This is a genomic window from Streptomyces sp. NPDC050560 (genome assembly GCF_044457285.1).
Lineage (GTDB): Bacteria > Actinomycetota > Actinomycetes > Streptomycetales > Streptomycetaceae > Streptomyces.
Genome location: NZ_JBITGT010000022.1, coordinates 1 through 17,565, shown reverse-complemented (window position 1 = coordinate 17,565; position 17,565 = coordinate 1). Strand labels below are relative to the sequence as shown.

Annotated in this window: 14 protein-coding genes and 1 riboswitch; of the genes, 13 read left to right on the top strand and 1 reads right to left on the bottom strand. The window is 73.2% G+C overall.

All coding sequences use genetic code 11. The features are described 5' to 3' along the window. The first annotated feature begins 197 nt into the window (after positions 1 to 197). The 13 genes from mfd to ACIBIW_RS34195 all read left to right on the top strand — a co-directional run bounded on the left by mfd (position 198) and on the right by ACIBIW_RS34195 (position 16,819). The gene (mfd, locus tag ACIBIW_RS34255) at positions 198 to 3,773 is read left to right on the top strand and encodes a transcription-repair coupling factor (RefSeq protein ID WP_399342051.1); all 3,576 of its coding nucleotides are present in this window, start codon (positions 198 to 200) and stop codon (positions 3,771 to 3,773) included. A 188-nt stretch (positions 3,774 to 3,961) separates the two neighbouring features. Then, positions 3,962 to 4,732 (top strand): HNH endonuclease family protein, encoded by a 771-nt coding sequence (locus tag ACIBIW_RS34250; protein WP_399342176.1) that lies wholly within the window; start codon positions 3,962 to 3,964, stop codon positions 4,730 to 4,732. 188 nt (positions 4,733 to 4,920) lie between these two features. Further along, positions 4,921 to 5,556 carry a hypothetical protein gene (locus ACIBIW_RS34245; protein WP_399342048.1) on the top strand — a complete coding sequence of 212 codons (636 nt, stop codon included), beginning with the start codon at positions 4,921 to 4,923 and terminating at the stop codon, positions 5,554 to 5,556. Positions 5,557 to 5,615: 59 nt separating this feature from the next. Next, positions 5,616 to 7,169 carry a protein kinase gene (locus tag ACIBIW_RS34240; RefSeq protein ID WP_399342175.1) on the top strand — a complete coding sequence of 518 codons (1,554 nt, stop codon included), beginning with the start codon at positions 5,616 to 5,618 and terminating at the stop codon, positions 7,167 to 7,169. Positions 7,170 to 7,345: 176 nt separating this feature from the next. Next, the gene (locus tag ACIBIW_RS34235) at positions 7,346 to 8,023 is read left to right on the top strand and encodes a SurA N-terminal domain-containing protein (protein ID WP_399342046.1); all 678 of its coding nucleotides are present in this window, start codon (positions 7,346 to 7,348) and stop codon (positions 8,021 to 8,023) included. Between the two features lie 156 nt (positions 8,024 to 8,179). Then, on the top strand, positions 8,180 to 9,307 hold the full coding sequence (locus ACIBIW_RS34230) for a MazG family protein (protein WP_399342045.1): 1,128 nt from the start codon (positions 8,180 to 8,182) through the stop codon (positions 9,305 to 9,307). An 8-nt stretch (positions 9,308 to 9,315) separates the two neighbouring features. Next, the gene (locus ACIBIW_RS34225) at positions 9,316 to 10,611 is read left to right on the top strand and encodes a cytochrome P450 (protein ID WP_399342043.1); all 1,296 of its coding nucleotides are present in this window, start codon (positions 9,316 to 9,318) and stop codon (positions 10,609 to 10,611) included. A gap of 275 nt (positions 10,612 to 10,886) precedes the next feature. Next, positions 10,887 to 11,888 carry a transglycosylase family protein gene (locus ACIBIW_RS34220; protein ID WP_399342041.1) on the top strand — a complete coding sequence of 334 codons (1,002 nt, stop codon included), beginning with the start codon at positions 10,887 to 10,889 and terminating at the stop codon, positions 11,886 to 11,888. 175 nt (positions 11,889 to 12,063) lie between these two features. Continuing rightward, positions 12,064 to 12,260: riboswitch (cyclic di-AMP (ydaO/yuaA leader) on the top strand. Between the two features lie 4 nt (positions 12,261 to 12,264). Further along, complete coding sequence (locus ACIBIW_RS34215) at positions 12,265 to 12,981, top strand: transglycosylase family protein (protein WP_399342040.1); 717 nt, start codon at positions 12,265 to 12,267, stop codon at positions 12,979 to 12,981. A gap of 208 nt (positions 12,982 to 13,189) precedes the next feature. Beyond that, entirely contained in the window at positions 13,190 to 14,482 is a 1,293-nt protein-coding gene (eno, locus tag ACIBIW_RS34210; protein WP_399342038.1) for a phosphopyruvate hydratase, read from the top strand. A 222-nt stretch (positions 14,483 to 14,704) separates the two neighbouring features. Beyond that, positions 14,705 to 15,229: a septum formation initiator family protein gene (locus ACIBIW_RS34205; RefSeq protein WP_399342036.1), complete on the top strand. Its 525-nt coding sequence runs from the start codon at positions 14,705 to 14,707 to the stop codon at positions 15,227 to 15,229. A 49-nt stretch (positions 15,230 to 15,278) separates the two neighbouring features. Continuing rightward, complete coding sequence (locus ACIBIW_RS34200) at positions 15,279 to 15,809, top strand: DUF501 domain-containing protein (protein WP_399342035.1); 531 nt, start codon at positions 15,279 to 15,281, stop codon at positions 15,807 to 15,809. 38 nt (positions 15,810 to 15,847) lie between these two features. Next, entirely contained in the window at positions 15,848 to 16,819 is a 972-nt protein-coding gene (locus tag ACIBIW_RS34195) for an exopolyphosphatase (protein WP_399342174.1), read from the top strand. Positions 16,820 to 16,895: 76 nt separating this feature from the next. Here ACIBIW_RS34195 and ACIBIW_RS34190 read toward each other — a convergent pair whose 3' ends face one another. Then, the gene (locus ACIBIW_RS34190) at positions 16,896 to 17,459 is read right to left on the bottom strand and encodes an NUDIX hydrolase (protein WP_399342033.1); all 564 of its coding nucleotides are present in this window, start codon (positions 17,457 to 17,459) and stop codon (positions 16,896 to 16,898) included. Between the last annotated feature and the right edge of the window lie 106 nt (positions 17,460 to 17,565).

Below are 17,565 nucleotides of genomic sequence, written 5' to 3'. Positions count from 1 at the left end.
CGGGCCCGGCTCCCCCTCGTGGGGGCCGGGCCCCTCGGCTCGACCGGCCCGTGACCGCCGTGCCACCGCCGGCTACCGCACGGTAACCGCGCGGGGGCGGCGCCCCGCGGGCACGTCGTAGGCTGGACTCCGAGGCCCGCCCGCACCAGTCGGAAACGGGCCCCTCGTGATGCCCACCCGGAACGGGAACCCCTTACATGAGCCTGCACGCTCTGCTGGACGCCCTCGTCGAGGACGCCGCACTGGCGGAGGCGGTCTCGGCCGCCACGAACGGGTCGCGTATGCACCTGGACGTGGTCGGGCCGCCCGCCACCCGCCCCTTCGCCGTCGCCGCGCTCGCCAGGGACGCCCGCCGCCCGGTGCTCGCCGTGACCGCGACGGGACGGGAGGCGGAGGACCTGGCCGCGGCCCTGCGCAGCCTGCTGCCGCCGGACGGTGTGGTGGAGTACCCGTCCTGGGAGACCCTGCCGCACGAGCGCCTCTCGCCGCGCTCCGACACCGTGGGGCGCCGCCTCGCGGTGCTGCGCAGGCTCGCCCACCCCCGCGCCGACGACCCCGAGACCGGTCCGGTGAGCGTCGTCGTCGCCCCCGTGCGCTCCGTGCTCCAGCCGCAGGTCAGGGGCCTGGGCGAGCTGGAGCCCGTGAGCCTCGCCAGCGGCGCGTCCGCCGACCTCGAAGAGACCGTGGACGCCCTGGCGGCGGCCGCGTACGCGCGCGTGGAGCTGGTCGAGAAGCGCGGCGAGTTCGCGGTGCGCGGCGGCATCCTCGATGTGTTCCCGCCCACCGAGGAGCACCCGCTGCGGGTGGAGTTCTGGGGCGACGAGGTCGAGGAGGTCCGCTACTTCAAGGTCGCCGACCAGCGCTCCCTGGAGATCGCCGAGCACGGCCTGTGGGCGCCGCCCTGCCGCGAGCTGCTGCTCACCGACGACGTGCGCGCCCGCGCCGCCGACCTCGCCGAGGCCCACCCGGAGCTGGGCGAACTCCTCGGCAAGATCGCCGAGGGCATCGCCGTCGAGGGCATGGAGTCGCTGGCCCCCGTGCTCGTGGACGAGATGGAGCTGCTGCTCGACGTGGTCCCCGCGGGCACCATGGCGGTGGTGTGCGACCCGGAGCGGGTCCGTACCAGGGCCGCCGACCTGGTGGCGACGAGCCAGGAGTTCTTGCAGGCGTCCTGGGCCGCGAGCGCCGGGGGAGGCGAGGCGCCGATCGACGTGGGCGCCGCGTCCCTGCGCTCGCTCGCGGACGTCCGGGAGCGCGCCCGTGAGCTGGGCATGATGTGGTGGTCGGTGTCCCCCTTCTCCGCGTCCCCCGAGGCCGAGGAACTGACCGTCCCGTCGGGCGGGCACGGCACCGGGGAGGGCGACACCCTCAGGCTGGGCATGCACGCGCCGGAGAGCTACCGCGGCGACACCGCGCGCGCCCTCGCCGACACCAAGCAGTGGCTCGCCGACGGCTGGCGCACCGTGTTCGTCACCGAGGGCCAGGGCCCGGCGGCCCGCACCGTCGAGGTGCTGGGCGGCGAGGGCGTCGCGGCCCGCCTCGACGCCGACCTGACCGCGCTCACCCCGTCCGTCGTCCAGGTCGCCTGCGGCTCCATCGACTACGGCTTCGTCGACCCGGCGCTGCGGCTCGCCGTGCTCACCGAGACCGACCTGTCGGGGCAGAAGGCGGCGGGCCGCGAGGGCCAGCGGATGCCGGTGCGGCGCCGCAAGACCATCGACCCGCTGACCCTGGAGCCGGGCGACTTCATCGTCCACGAGCAGCACGGCGTCGGCCGCTACGTCGAGATGGTCCAGCGCACCGTGCAGGGCGCGACCCGCGAGTATCTGGTCGTCGAGTACGCGCCCGCCAAGCGCGGCCAGCCCGGCGACCGGCTCTACATCCCCACCGACCAACTGGAGCAGATCACCAAGTACGTCGGCGGCGAGGCGCCCACGCTGCACCGGCTCGGCGGCGCCGACTGGACGAAGACCAAGGCGCGCGCCAAGAAGGCGGTCAAGGAGATCGCCGCCGACCTGATCAGGCTCTACTCGGCCCGCATGGCCGCCCCCGGGCACGCCTTCGCGCCCGACACCCCCTGGCAGCGCGAGCTGGAGGACGCGTTCCCGTACGCGGAGACCCCCGACCAGCTCACCACGATCGCCGAGGTCAAGGAGGACATGGAGAAGACGGTCCCGATGGACCGGCTGATCTGCGGCGACGTCGGCTACGGCAAGACCGAGATCGCGGTGCGCGCCGCCTTCAAGGCGGTACAGGACGGCAAGCAGGTCGCGGTCCTCGTGCCGACGACGCTGCTGGTGCAGCAGCACTTCGGCACGTTCTCCGAGCGGTACTCGCAGTTCCCGGTGACGGTGCGGGCGCTGTCCCGCTTCCAGACCGACACCGAGGCGCGCGCCGTGCTCGACGGGCTGCGCGAGGGCTCCGTCGACATCGTCATCGGCACCCACCGCCTCTTCTCGTCCGAGACCCGCTTCAAGAACCTCGGCCTCGTCATCGTCGACGAGGAGCAGCGCTTCGGCGTCGAGCACAAGGAGCAGCTCAAGAAGCTGCGGGCCAATGTGGACGTGCTGACGATGTCCGCGACCCCGATCCCGCGCACCCTGGAGATGGCGGTGACCGGCATCAGGGAGATGTCGACGATCACCACGCCCCCCGAGGAGCGCCACCCCGTCCTCACCTTCGTCGGGCCCTACGAGGAGCGGCAGATCGGCGCCGCGATCCGCAGGGAGCTGCTGCGCGAGGGCCAGGTCTTCTACATCCACAACCGGGTGGAGTCCATCGACCGCGCGGCGGCCAGGCTCCGCGAGATCGTGCCGGAGGCGAGGATCGCCACGGCGCACGGCCAGATGTCGGAGCAGGTGCTCGAACAGGTCGTGGTCGACTTCTGGGAGAAGCGGTTCGACGTGCTCGTCTCCACCACGATCGTGGAGTCGGGCATCGACATCTCCAACGCCAACACCCTGATCGTGGAGCGCGGCGACAACTTCGGCCTCTCCCAACTGCACCAGCTACGCGGCCGCGTCGGCCGGGGCAGGGAGCGCGGCTACGCCTACTTCCTCTACCCGCCGGAGAAGCCGCTGACGGAGACCGCCCACGAGCGGCTCGCCACCATCGCCCAGCACACCGAGATGGGCGCGGGCATGTACGTGGCGATGAAGGACCTGGAGATCAGGGGCGCGGGCAACCTCCTCGGCGGCGAGCAGTCCGGGCATATCGCGGGCGTCGGCTTCGACCTGTACGTACGGATGGTGGGCGAGGCGGTCGCCGACTACCGCGCGGAGCTTGAGGGCGGCGGCGCGGCCGCCGAGGCGCCGCTTGAGGTCAAGATCGAGCTTCCGGTGGACGCGCACGTCCCGCACGACTACGCGCCGGGCGAGCGGCTGCGGCTCCAGGCGTACCGGGCGATCGCCTCGGTGAACTCCGAGGACGACATCAGGCAGGTGCGCGAGGAACTGGCCGACCGCTACGGCAAGTTGCCTGAGCCGGTGGAGAACCTGCTGCTGGTGGCCGGCCTGCGGATGCTCGCCCGGGCCTGCGGCGTCGCCGAGATCGTGGTCCAGGGCAGCAGCATCCGCTTCGCGCCCGCCCCCGAGCTGCGCGAGTCCCAGGAGCTGCGGCTGAACCGCATCTACCCCGGCACGGTGGTCAAGGCCGCCGCCCGCCAGCTCCTCGTACCGCGCCCGAAGACGGCGAAGGTCGGCGGCAAGCCGCTGACGGGCCGTGAGCTGCTGGCATGGACAGGGGAGTTCCTGACCACGATCCTCGGTTCATAGCGCCGGGGCGCCCGCAGGGGGCGGTATCCGGGGAGAGGGGCGGGGCTGTGGTCCGTGGGTTTCGTGGTGGCCGCGGAGTGCCGGAAGCGGGCGGGATCGCACGCGGGGCGGGCGCGGGAGGCGCCCGAAGCAGGACGGGGCCCGGTGCGGGACCGCTGCCGCGCGGCGGCACGGCCGCGCCGCGGGCACTGGCCGTGTGCGCCGTGCTGGCGCTCGGCGTCCTCACCGCGGGGTGCGACCAGTTGGAGAGGGACACCCCGGTGCCCGGCGGCTCGCCCACCGCGGGCGGCGCCACCGGCGGCCCCGCCTCCGGCACGCCCGACGGGCACGCCGTCAGCCCGCTGGACAACGCGGACGGCACCCGCCCCGGGCTCGCCCCCGTGACCTCCGACGCCGACGAGGCGAAGGCGCTGCGGATCATCGGCGACGTCCCCACCAAGGGCCGCGGCCCGAAGACCGGTTACGCGCGCGACGAGTTCGGCTACGCCTGGATGGACACGGCCGACGGGGTGCCGCTCGCCCACAACGGCTGCGACACCCGCGACGACCTCATCCGCCGCGACGGCCAGGACCTCCGCTTCCGCTCGGGCTCCGACTGCGTGGTCGTCTCCATGACCCTCCACGACCCGTACACCGGCACCACCATGAAGTGGAAGAAGGAGGATGCCGCCGACGTCCAGATAGACCACGTGGTGCCGCTCTCCTACAGTTGGCAGATGGGCGCGTCCCGCTGGCCGAAGAGCAAACGGGAGCAACTGGCCAACGACGTCCTCAACCTGATCCCCGTCCAGGGCCGCGCCAACTCCGCCAAGCGCGACTCGGGCCCCGCCTCCTGGCTGCCGCCCGACAAGCACATCCGCTGCGCCTACGCGGTCCGCTTCGGCCAGGTCGCCCTCAAGTACCACCTCCCGGTCACCCCCGCGGACGCGAAGGTGATGCGCGCGCAGTGCGGGGGGTGAGCGGGGCGCCCGGCCACCGCGCGGTGCCGCGCCGGTCACGGTTCTGTACGGGTGGGCCCGGGGCGTCCACCGCCGGGGAACACTTGTCGGGACGTGCCGTTACGCTCTACCCCTGTGTCGCGCGGGCGCGCTCCGGCGCCGTGTGACACGGGCAGGTCCAGGCAAGTCGTCGGGTTCAAGGAGCACTCATGTACGGCCCCGGTCTCGCGCCGCCGCAGCCCCGGCGCCCCTCGGCCGCCTTCCTGGTCGTGACGCGGGTGGTGTGCGTGGCCGCCTCGATGGGCAGCATCGGCTTCCTGTCCTGGATCGCCACCCTGCGGCTCGCCGTGGTGACGAGGAAGACCCGTGACTGGCTGGCCTTCTGGGGCAATGTCGCCGGTGTCGCGCTCAGCGTCGTCCTGCTCGCCAGCGACCCGGGCGAGGACATCAGCACCTGGCGCGGGGTCGTCGGCATCCTGCTGCTGCTCGGCATCGCACTCGGCGCCGTCGTCTACTACCTGGTGAGGGACGTACGGCACTACCGCGCCCTCGCCGCCCCCGCCGCAATCCCCAACGCCGCGCCCGGCTACGGCTATCCGGGCCCCGCCGCCCCCTTCGGCGGCTACGACCCCCTCGGCCCGACCCAGGCGCCCGGACCCGCGTTCGGCGCCCCGGCCGGGCCGGTGGGCGCCGCGGCCGTCCCGCCGCCCGCGAGCGGGCCGCGCCCGGCCCGTATCGACCAGGTCCGCGCCGAACTCGACGAGTTGAGCGACTACCTCAGGCGCCACGACGGCGAGCGCGGCCCGCAGGACGCGCCGCCCGGCGGGCCCGGGGCCGCCACGTGAGCGAGGGACGCCTCGTCGCCGGGCGGTACGCGCTGTCCGCCCTCATCGGGCAGGGCGGCATGGGCCAGGTCTGGACGGCGTACGACCAGCGGCTCGACCGCCGGGTCGCGGTGAAGCTGCTGCGCCCCGACCGGGTGACGGGCACCAGCGCCGCCGAGATCGCCGACCTGCGCGGCAGGTTCGAGCGCGAGTGCCGGGTCACCGCGCAGGTCGACCACCCGGGCCTGGTCACCGTGCACGACGCCGGCAGCGAGGCCGACGACCTGTACCTGGTGATGCAGCACATCGACGGCTCCGACCTCGGCGACCACCTCACCGCGCACCGCCCCTACCCGTGGCCCTGGGCCGTCGCGGTGGCGGCGCAACTGTGCGCGGTGCTCAGCGCGGTGCACGCGGTGCCGATCGTGCACCGCGACCTCAAGCCGCGCAACGTGATGGTGAAGCAGGACGGCACCCTCACCGTCCTCGACCTCGGTGTCGCCTCCGTGATGAACACCGACACCACCCGCCTCACCCACACCGGCTCCCTCATCGGCAGCCCCGCGTACATGGCGCCGGAGCAGGCGATGGGCGGCTCCGTCGGCCCCTACACCGACCTGTACGCGCTGGGCGTGCTGCTGCACGAACTGTGCACGGGGGAGCCCCCGTTCACCGCCGCCACCGCGCTCGGCGTGCTGCACCAGCACCTGTACGACGCGCCGCCTCCGGTGCGCGTGGCGCGCCCCGAGGTGCCCGACGCCCTGGCGACGCTGGTGCTGCGGCTGCTCGCCAAGGACCCGCAGCACCGCCCCGCGTCCGCGCAGGCGGTGTACGGGGAGCTGGCGGCGCTGCTGCCGGGGCGCGGCGCGCCGCTCGGCGGCCCCCAGGACCCCACCAGGCCGTTCGTGCGCCCGCACGCCCCGTGGCCCGACACGGCCCTTACCCCGCCCCCGCCGTCGAGGCCGCCGGTGGTGCACGCCGACCGGCCCGATGTGGCGGCGGCGGTCGACGAGGTCAAGCGGCTGCTGGGGGAGGGCAGGATCACCCAGGCCGTGGACATCCTCGGCGCCATCCTGCCCGCCGCCGCGGCCCAGCACGGCGAGCGCTCGCCCGTGGTCAGGTCCCTGCGCAAGCAGTACGCGGCCACGCTGATGGACGACGGCCAGTACCGCCGCGCGCTGCCCGAGCTGCGCGGGCTCGCCGACCAGGTGGCGGCCGAGTCGGGCCCGGCCGACCCGGCGGCGCTGCGGTTCCGCTACGAGGCCGCGCAGTGCCTCGAACAGCTCGGCGACGCCGCCCCCGCGCTCGCGGAGTACCGCGCCCTGCTGCCGTTCTACGAGCGCGGCTACCAGGAGGCCCCGTACCCGGGCCGGCAGGGCTATCCGCCGCCGTACCCGGGCAACCCGTATCTGACGGGCGGCTCGGGGCAGGGCGGGGCCGCCGCGGACACCGCGACGGCGCTCGACATCAGGCGCCGCATCGGCCATCTGCTGCTGGCGCTCGGCGACCGCGCCGCCGCCCACGACACGCTGGCCCGGCTCGCGAGGGACGCCGAGCTGCTGCACGGCCCCGGGCACCCCTTCGCCGCGGAGGTGCACCGCACCCTCCAGTGGCTCGGCCAGGTACGGGGCTGAGCCGGCGGGGCGGGTACGTGACCGATAGCGCACGGTGTGCCCCGAGTGTCCCCCGCGGGGCGGTGCTCGTTGGTCGAACTGTGCGGCCGAACCTGTGGCCCCGGCCACGGCGACTGCATACCATCGATCACCGCATGACTTTGTGCTCCGCCGCACAATCTCCCCGGGAGGCTCCCTTGCACCGCCGCCGTCGCACCGCGCGCACCGCGCTTCTCGTCCCCGCAGCCGCGCTGCTCGCCGCCGCGCCGCTGCTGACCGCCTGCGGCAGCGACGCGCATCCGGGCACCGCGGCCGTCGTCGGCGGCGAGCGGATCACGGTCTCCCAGGTGCAGAACCGGGTCAAGGCGGCGCAGAGCGCGCTGCGCTCGGCCACGGGCAGCGAGCAGCAGTACCAGCAGGCCGTCTCGGGCACCGGGACGCTGCCCAGGACCACGCTCGAGAACATGGTGCTGTCCCGGGTGATGGACCGCACCGCGAAGGACGAGGGCGTCACACCGAGCCGCGCCGAGCTACAGGCCCAGCGGGCCGTCTTCGAGCAGCAGTCGGGCGGCGCGAAGGGCCTGGAGAACATCTGGCTCCAGCGGTACAACGTGGCTCCCCGCTACCTCGACGAGAACCTGCGCACCGAGCTGGAGGCGCGGAAGATCGCGAACAAGCTCGGTATCGACATGAACAGCCAGGAGGGCCAGAACGGCCTCTGGAAGCGGCTGGCCGAGACCTCGAAGACCCTCCATGTCGACCTCAACCCCCGCTATGGGACCTGGGACAACACCCGCAGCACGCGGGTGGACAAGAAGCTTCCCTGGCTGAAGGACACGTCGTCGGCCGCGGCGGCTTCCCCGCAGTCGGCCTGACAGCCGGCCTGACGGCCGGGTTCGCCGCCGGGGGCGGGGCGGGCTCGGCACCGTCGGCTGCCGTCGTTACGGTCGCCCGCCGTCGCGGCGCGATGTGAGGGGGCCCGGCGGCCCCCTCCGCCCCAGGTCGCCCGGTCCGTGCGTTACGTTCGACACGTGACCGCATTTCCGTCAGGGGCCCCCGAGGGCGCCGTTTCCCCCGTACAGACCGCGCGGACCGCGCCCGGTGCCGGGCGGATCGTACTGCTCACCACCAGCCACCGGGTCGCACCCGGGCTGCTCTCCTGGCCCGCGTGGGAGGCGCTGCGCGGTGCCGACCGCGTGGTGTGCGCCGACGAGGCGCACCCGCAGCTCCCGTACCTGCGTGAGGCGGGTGTCGTGGTCGAGGCCGCGGCGCCGACGGCGCGCGATCTGGTGGCGGAGTGCGCCGGGGGCAGCACCGTGGTCGTCGTGGCCTCGGGGGAGGGCGAGCCCGCGCTCACCGACGGACTCGCGGGGCTCGCCGGGTCGGGGCGCACGGCCATGCCCGACCTGGAACTGCTGCCCGCCTCCTACGACCTGCCCGGCGCCCGGCTGCTCGACCTGGTGCAGGTGATGGACCGGGTGCGCGCCGAGTGCCCCTGGGCCTCCCTCAGGACCCACAGGGGCCTGGCCAAGTACGCCATCGAGGAGGCGTACGAGCTGGTCGAGGCCATCGAGGCGGGCGACCGCGCCGAGCTGCGCGAGGAACTGGGCGACGTCCTGCTCCAGGTGGTCTTCCACGCCCGTATCGCGGAGGAGGGCGGCGCAGTCGGCACAGGCGCCGCCGACGGAAGAGAAGAAGGAGCAGAGGGAGCAGAGGGAGAAGAAGGGGAAGAAGGGGAAGAAGGGGAAGAAGGGGACGGCGGGGCGTTCTCCATCGACGACGTGGCCGCCGGGATCGTGGCCAAGCTCGTCCACCGCCACCCCCATGTCTTCGGGGACGCCGTCGCCGAGACCCCCGAGGACGTCGAGGAGATCTGGCAGCGCACCAAGGCGGAGGAGAAGCGCCGCGAGTCCGTCACGGAGGGCGTGCCGCTCGGTCAGCCCGCGCTGGCGCTCGCCGCCAAGCTCGTCTCGCGGGCGGACGCCGCAGGGCTCGACGTGCCGCTGCCCCGCGGCGGCGGTATCGGCCACGAGCTGCTGGCGCTCGCCGCCCGCGCCCAGGCGGAGGGCGTCGACCCGGAGACGGCGCTGCGCGCGGCGGCCCGCGCCTACCGGGACGCGATCCTCGCCGCGGAGCTGCGCCGCCGCGGGCAGGGGTGAGCGCGGCGGTGCCGACGCGCCTGCCCGCCCTGTTCACGCAGGGCTTCGCCACCGACCCGTATCCCGCTTACGCGGCGCTGCGCGAGCACGCGCCCGTGCACCGCACCACCCTGCCCAGCGGGGTGGAGGCATGGCTCGTGACCCGCTACGCGGACGCCCGCGCGGCGCTCGGCGACCCCCGGCTCAGCAAGAACCCCGCGCACCACGGCGAGGCGGACGGCGCACGCGGGCGCACCGGCATCCCCGGGGAGCGCAAGGCGGAGCTGATGACGCATCTGCTCAACATCGACCCGCCGGACCACACCAGGCTCAGGCGGCTGGTCTCGAAGGCGTTCACACCGCGCGGCGTCGCCGCGTTCGAGCCACGGGTGCGGGAGCTGACGGACGCTCTCGTCGACGCGTTCGCGGACCGCGGCGAGGCCGACCTGCTGCGGGAGTTCGCCTTCCCGCTGCCCATCTACGCCATCTGCGACCTGCTGGGCGTGCCCCGCGAGGACCAGGACGACTTCCGGGACTGGGCGGGCCTGATGCTGCATCTGCCGGGCACCCCGGGGGGCGGCGCGCGCGGCGGGGTGGCGCGTTCCGTCAAGAAGATGCGGGCGTATCTCGCGCGGCTCATCCACCGCAAGCGCCTCGACCCCGCGGACGACCTGATCTCGGCGCTCATCCAGGCGTCCGACCACGGCGAGCAGCTCACCGAGAACGAGGCCGCCGCGATGGCGTTCATCCTCCTCTTCGCGGGCTTCGAGACGACCGTCAACCTCATCGGCAACGGCGTCCACACCCTGCTCGGCCACCCGGAGCAGCGCGCCCGCCTCCAGCGCTCCCTGGCGGCCGGCGAGACGGCGCTGCTGGACAGCGGGGTCGAGGAACTGCTGCGCTACGACGGCCCGGTGGAGCTGGCGACCTGGCGCTACGCCACCGAGCCCCTGCACATCGGCGGCCGTGCCGTCGCGGCGGGCGACGCGGTGCTCGTCGTGCTGGCGGCCGCCGACCGGGACCCGGCGCGCTTCGACGCGCCCGACACGCTCGACCTGGCCCGCGCGGACAACCCGCACCTCGGCTACGGGCACGGCATCCACTACTGCCTCGGCGCCCCGCTCGCCCGCCTCGAAGGCAGGACGGCGCTCGCCAGGCTGCTGGTGCGGCTGCCGGATCTGCGGCTCGCCGTGGACGAGTCGGAACTGCGCTGGCGCGGCGGCCTCATCATGCGGGGGCTGCGCTCACTTCCGGTCACTTTCACCCCGGAGCGCGGGGCCCGCGCGGCAGCGGCACCGGCCGCACCGCCCGCCCGCCCGGCCTGAATTGACCCGTCCCGTAGTGACCCGACCGGTTCCGCTTGTCCGTTCGGCGGCGTTGTTCCGGAGTGCGACGGCTGACGTACCGTCAAAAACGTGATGTCGACGTGATCTGCGCTGCATCGACTTGTGACTGGGCATTTAATACGGCTACGTTCAGCTCGACTCCCTGGCTTCGCCACAGTCGCCACATCCGTTACGCGAAAGGCAACCGCATGCTCTCCGGGAACGGCAAACACCGTCGCCCTCGTCAGGCCCCGGCCCTGGTCGTGGCCGCCGGAGTGACGGGCTCTGCCATCGCCCTGCCACTGCTCGGCGCCACCGGCGCGAGCGCGGCCGACGGCATGACATGGAACCAGCTCGCGAACTGCGAGAGCGGCGGCGACTGGACCGCCATCCCCGGCAACGGCCACTACGGCGGCCTCCAGCTCTCGTCCCGCGAGTGGGTGGCCTACGGCGGCCTCGCCTACGCTACGAGCCCCGAGAAGGCCAGCAGGGCCGAGCAGATCGCGGTGGCCGAAAAGCTGCTGGCGACCGAGGGCCCCTCCGCGTTCGGCGGCTGCACCGACGAGGCGGCGCTGCTGGAGGGCACCGGCACGCCCACCGGCGGCACGGACGGCTCCTCCACGAGCCCGAGCCAGTCGCCCGCCCCGTCCGACTCGGCGACGCCCTCGGACTCCCCGGCCCCCTCGGACTCGGCAGAGCCGTCCGATGAACCCTCCGACGGCTCGGGCGGCTCCGACGCCTCCCCGTCGGACAGCGCCTCCCCGTCCGCGAGCGACGGCACGGGCGGCACCTCGGACACCACGGACCCGTCGGACGACGGAAGCTCCCAGGATGCCGGAAATACCGGGAAAGAGCCGGGAAACGCCGGTAACCACCCCCATGGCGAGGGAGCGGAAGGCGACAAGTCGAGCCCGTCCGGCGACGCTTCGGACGGCGGCTCGGGGCGGCACCGCCGCCCCGGCGCCGACGACGGCTCCGCGGACGGCCGTTCCGGCGGCCCCGCGGGGCGGCACGCCTCCCGGGGCGGCGAGGACCGCGAGGACGACGGCGGCGAGGACGGCAAGGGCGCCGACGGCTCCTACGTGGTCCGCCCGGGCGACAACCTGTCGGTCATCGCCGACTCCCATGGCGTCAAGGGCGGATGGCCCGCGCTCTACGCCGGCAACAAGAAGGTCGTCGGCACCGACCCCGACCTGATACTCCCAGGCCAGACCCTTGATCTCGGACTGGACGACACCACGGGCGACGACGCCCAAAAGGACGCTTCCGGGCGGTAGTTCGAACCCTAATGTCCGCTTTCGCGACGAGGGACTCATGTGAGAGATGAGTCTCAGTAGCCCTGATCGTCTTTGTAAATCAGGCTTTCTGTTGCTTACGTTCGTTCCCGCCCGCCACAGCGGGCACCGGCGGCCGTCACGCCGAATCCTGCCGACGGCCGCCCGGGAACAGTCGTCGCGTCAAGCGCCGTAGGCAGGAGCGGGGGAACCAAGGTTTGCGCCGGGGCTCGAAGCCCGGCGGGGGAGCGCGGAAGTGCGCCCTCGTCAGGTAAGGGTTCCAGCTCGGGGTGAAGCCGTACGCAAGCCGTGCGGCCGGACACTCACACGGTCCGAACCCGACAGCTCACCTCGCAGGCGTCGGTGAGGGGAACACTCCATGCTGCGTTCCGGCAAGGGCAAGCACCGCCGTCCGTCCGTACTCAACCGCACCACCCGTGTCGTCACCCTCGCGGGTGTCGCCGGTGCCGCGGTCGCCGCCCCGCTGCTGACCAGCGGCACCGCGTCGGCCGCCAGCGCCTCCGAATGGGACAAGGTCGCCCAGTGCGAGTCCGGCGGCAACTGGTCGATCAACACCGGCAACGGCTTCTACGGCGGCCTCCAGTTCACCAACTCGACCTGGGCCTCGTACGGCGGCACCGCCTACGCGGCCCGCGCCGACCAGGCCACCAAGGCCCAGCAGATCGCGGTCGCCGAGAAGGTGCTCGCCGGGCAGGGCAAGGGCGCCTGGCCGGTCTGCGGCACCGGGCTCAGCTCCACCCCGTACAGCGGCGGCGGCGCCTCCTCCGGCTCCGGCGGCCAGGGCTCCGGCACCCAGCAGGGCTCGGGCGAGTCCAGCGCCCCGTCCGGCTCCGCGCCGCGCCAGGGCGGACAGCACGCCTCCCGCTCGCAGGAGCGCGGCTCTGTCTCCACCCCGACCGGCAAGAAGGTCAAGAAGGGCGACGGCGAGTACAAGGTCGAGCACGGTGACACGCTCAGCAGGATCGCCGCCGAGCACCACGTCGCCGGTGGCTGGAAGAAGCTGTTCAAGCTGAACGACGACATCATCGACGACGCCGATGTCATCTACCCGGGCCAGCAGCTCCACCTGAGCTGACCCGCCCCCGACCCCGCGGCCCCGGAGCGCCCGCCGCCCCGGGGCCGCGTCGGCTCCCGCGCCGCGAGGTCGGCCCTGGCGCCGTCACGCGGCCCGGTTCGTACGGATTTGGGGGGCCTCGGTGGGGGCCGGAGGAGCGCGGCGGCCGGGAAGGCTAGGCTCAGGGCGCAAGCCACAACCGCGTCCCCCGCGTGACACTCATAAGGAGATGCTCGTGCCGTCCATCGACGTCGTGGTAGCCCGGGAAATCCTGGACTCCCGAGGCAACCCCACCGTCGAGGTCGAAGTCGGCCTTGACGACGGCAGCACCGGACGTGCCGCCGTGCCCTCCGGCGCGTCCACCGGGGCCTTCGAGGCCCTGGAGCTGCGTGACGGAGACGCCAACCGCTACGGCGGCAAGGGTGTCGAGAAGGCCGTTCTGGCGGTCATCGAGCAGATCGGGCCCGAGCTGGTCGGCTACGACGCCACCGAGCAGCGCCTGATCGACCAGGCGATGTTCGACCTGGACGCCACCCCCGACAAGTCCTCGCTGGGCGCCAACGCCATCCTCGGCGTCTCGCTCGCCGTGGCCCACGCCGCCTCGGAGGCGTCCGACCTGCCGCTCTTCCGCTACCTCGGCGGACCCAACGCGCACCTGCTGCCGGTGCCGATGATGAACATCCTGAACGGCGGCTCCCACGCGGACTCCAACGTCGACATCCAGGAGTTCATGATCGCGCCGATCGGCGCCGAGTCCTTCTCCGAGGCGCTGCGCTGGGGCGCCGAGGTCTACCACAAGCTCAAGTCGGTCCTGAAGGAGCGCGGCCTGTCCACGGGCCTCGGCGACGAGGGCGGCTTCGCGCCGAACCTCAGCTCCAACCGGGAGGCGCTCGACCTCATCGTCGAGGCCATCTCGGCCGCCGGGTACACCCCGGGGCAGCAGATCGCGCTGGCGCTCGACGTCGCCGCCTCCGAGTTCTACAAGGACGGCTCGTACCGCTTCGAGGGCTCCGAGCGCAGCGCGTCCGAGCTGACCGACTACTACGCCGAGCTGGTCGACGCCTACCCGCTGGTCTCCATCGAGGACCCGCTGTACGAGGACGACTGGGAGGGCTGGCAGGCCATCACCGAGCGCCTCGGCTCCCGGGTCCAGCTCGTCGGCGACGACCTCTTCGTCACCAACCCCGAGCGCCTGGCCCGCGGCATCGAGGAGGGCTCGGCCAACGCGCTCCTGGTGAAGGTGAACCAGATCGGCTCCCTCACCGAGACCCTGGACGCGGTGGAGCTGGCCCAGCGCAACGGCTTCAAGTGCATGATGTCGCACCGCTCGGGCGAGACCGAGGACGTCACCATCGCCGACCTGGCCGTCGCCACCAACTGCGGTCAGATCAAGACCGGCGCCCCCGCGCGCTCGGAGCGCGTCGCCAAGTACAACCAGCTCCTGCGCATCGAGGAGATCCTCGACGACGCCGCCGTCTACGCGGGACGCAGCGCCTTCCCGCGCTTCCGCCCGGCGTCGTAGCGACCGCGCCGCCCGTGACCGCCCGCCCGGCGCACCGCCGTGGCGGGCGGCACGGGCGGCACGCGCGCCGTGGCCGCCTCGTGCGCTCCCGCGGGCACGACGGGCGACGGGTACCAGGAGCAGAGACAACACGAACAACACAGACAACACGAACAACACGAACAACACGAACAACACGAACAACGGGGACGACGCAGCCGGCGCACAGGGGAGGCGGAACGCATGGCCGGGAAGGACCGGTTCTCCACCACGACCAGGCTGCGGCTGCTCGGCGAACAGACCGCGGCTCGCGTCTACCGCTCGCAGACCAGGCGCCAGGCCCGCCGCTCCCGGCTGACCGGGCGGGCCGCGGTGCTCGCCGTCGTGCTGTGCTCCCTCGTCGTCGCGCTCGCCTACCCGATGAGGCAGTACGTGTCCCAGCGCGCCGACGTCGCCGACATGCGCCGCCAGGTGGAGCAGCGCAAGGCGGCGGTGGAGAAGCTGCGGGACCAGAAGGCGCGCTGGAAGGACGACGCGTACGCGGAGCAGCAGATCCGCGAGCGGCTGCACTTCGTGCTGCCGGGCGAGACCGGCTACATCCTGCTCGACCCCGACGCCGCCTCCTCCCACCGTGACGACGACGGCGCCACGGACCGCCCCTGGTACTCGAACGTCTGGGACGGCCTCGACCGGGCGGACAGAGCAGACAGCACCGGCCGGTCGGGCGGCCCCGGCCGGGCGGGCGACGCGCGAAGCGGCGACCGCTGAGGCCGGAGGGCCGCCCCCCCTCGACGACACCGGAGAGAAACACCGCCCCATGCAGAACCCCCCGCCGCCGACCCCGCGTACCGAGCCCACCGAGGAGGACGTCGCGGCCTTCCGGCTCCAGCTCGGCCGCCCCCCGCGCGGCCTGCGGGCCATCGCGCACCGCTGCCCCTGCGCCCTGCCCGACGTGGTGGAGACCGCGCCCCGGCTGCCGGACGGCACCCCGTTCCCCACGCTTTACTACCTGACCTGCCCGCGGGCCGCCTCGGCGATCGGCACCCTGGAGGCGGACGGCGTGATGAAGGAGATGACGGCGCGGCTCGCCGAGGACACCGAGCTGGCCGCCGCCTACCAGGCGGCGCACGAGGACTATCTGCGCCGCCGCGACGAGATCGAGGAGCTGCGGGGCTTCCCCAGCGCGGGCGGTATGCCCGACCGGGTCAAGTGCCTGCACGTCCTGGTGGCGCACTCGCTGGCCGCGGGCCCCGGCGTCAACCCGCTCGGCGACGAGGCGCTCGCGATGCTGCCCGAGTGGTGGCGCAAGGGCCCGTGCGTCCACCCGGAGACCTCGGAAACCGCCTGAAACGCAAGCACACACAACTGAAGGGGACTCAAGTGGCCCTGACCCGGGTGGCCGCCATCGACTGCGGAACCAACTCCATCCGGCTGCTGATCGCGGACGTCGACCCCGCCGCCGGCACCCTCACCGACCTCGACCGCCGGATGGAGATCGTCCGCCTCGGCCAGGGCGTCGACCGCACGGGGCGCTTCGCCGACGAGGCCCTTGAGCGCACCTTCGCGGCCTGTCGGCGCTACGCCGCCGCCATCGAGGAGCACGGCGCCGAGCGCGTCGGCTTCGTGGCCACCTCGGCCTCCCGCGACGCCGCCAACCGCGACGCCTTCACCGACGGGGTGCGCGCCGTCCTCGGCGTCACCCCCGAGGTCATCACGGGCGACCGGGAGGCCGAGTTCTCCTTCCTCGGCGCCACCAGGGAGCTGGCGGGCCGCGCCGACCTCGGCCGCCCCTTCCTGGTGACGGACATCGGCGGCGGCTCCACGGAGTGCGTGCTCGGCGACGGCTCGGTGCGCGCCGCGAAGTCCGTCGACATCGGCTGCGTCCGGCTGACGGAGCGCCACCTCGTGGTGGACGGCGCCGTACCCGACCGCCCCGGCCCCGGGCCGGTGGCGGCGGTGCGCGCCGACATCGGGGCCGCCCTCGACCTCGCGGAGCGCACCGTACCGCTGCGCGAGGCCCGCACCCTCATCGGCCTCGCGGGGTCGGTCACCACCATCGCCGGGATCGCGCTCGGCCTCGACGCGTACGACTCGGCGGCCATCCACCACTCGCGCGTCTCCCGCGGGCAGGTGGCCGACATCACCGCGATGCTGCTGTCCGCCACCCACGCGGAACGCACCGCGATCCCGGTGATGCACCCCGGCCGCGCCGACGTCATCGCCTCGGGCGCCCTGATCCTCCTGACCCTGATGGAACGCTGCGACGCCGAGGAGGTCATCGTGAGCGAACACGACATCCTGGACGGAATCGCGTTCAAAGTGGCAGAAGACGCCCAGTCGCGTGAAAAGCGTGAATGACCTGCGGTGATGCCCTGAAACGCAGCGGCCCCGGTACCCCAGGCGGGTACCGGGGCCGATCTGTGCCCGGGGCGAGCTAACGTGTGGCGTTCATCACGCGCGTGCGCAGCGGCTCGGCCGTCAGCATGTCGGCGAACTGCCAGCTACAGGCGGTGACCTCTTCCTCTTGCAACTCGACCGTCTCTTGCAGCCCGACAGTGTCGGACGTGGTGCGGAAGAGGAACCGGAAGTCGAAATGCTGGTGAGGGTCCTCGCCCTTGTCCGGGTTGGCCGGGATCGGGTGGGCGTCGATGTGAAGCGGGACGTCCCCGACAGGCTCGACCTGGAAGGGACTGATGCCGGTCTCTTCGGCCAGTTCCCGCAGGGCGGCGTCAAGGAGCGTCGCGTCGCTGTCCTCGACGTGTCCACCAGGCAGCAGCCACTTTTGCAGGGCGCGGTGTTCGATGGTGAGTACGCGGCCGTCAGGGCGGAGCAGGGCGGCCCCGGCGGTGACGTGCCCGCGGTATTCCTTGCGCGACGCGATCGAGTCGCCAGCTTCGTCGAGCACTTCGGCGAGGACCGACAGAGCGTCCTTCTCGGCCGGGTAGGTGGCGAGGTAGGCGTCGAGGGTGTCGCTCACGTGCTGTGCCGTGATCGGCATGGGGGGCCTTTCTCCTAGGGCGTGTCCGCAAAGTTGTGGCGTCGTTGGTCTGTTCGTGGTGCGTCGTCATGAGGTGACCGATGAATCGTGGGCGGTGATCGAGCCG

Bases quoted from the DNA above. Each gene is read 5' to 3' on its own strand.
- mfd (WP_399342051.1), top strand. From the start codon at position 198: ATGAGCCTGCACGCTCTGCTGGACGCCCTCGTCGAGGACGCCGCACTG.
- ACIBIW_RS34245 (WP_399342048.1), top strand. From the start codon at position 4,921: ATGTACGGCCCCGGTCTCGCGCCGCCGCAGCCCCGGCGCCCCTCGGCC.
- ACIBIW_RS34240 (WP_399342175.1), top strand. From the start codon at position 5,616: ATGGGCCAGGTCTGGACGGCGTACGACCAGCGGCTCGACCGCCGGGTC.
- ACIBIW_RS34215 (WP_399342040.1), top strand. From the start codon at position 12,265: ATGCTGCGTTCCGGCAAGGGCAAGCACCGCCGTCCGTCCGTACTCAAC.
- eno (WP_399342038.1), top strand. From the start codon at position 13,190: ATGCTCGTGCCGTCCATCGACGTCGTGGTAGCCCGGGAAATCCTGGAC.
- ACIBIW_RS34205 (WP_399342036.1), top strand. From the start codon at position 14,705: ATGGCCGGGAAGGACCGGTTCTCCACCACGACCAGGCTGCGGCTGCTC.
- ACIBIW_RS34200 (WP_399342035.1), top strand. From the start codon at position 15,279: ATGCAGAACCCCCCGCCGCCGACCCCGCGTACCGAGCCCACCGAGGAG.
- ACIBIW_RS34190 (WP_399342033.1), bottom strand. From the start codon at position 17,459: ATGCCGATCACGGCACAGCACGTGAGCGACACCCTCGACGCCTACCTC.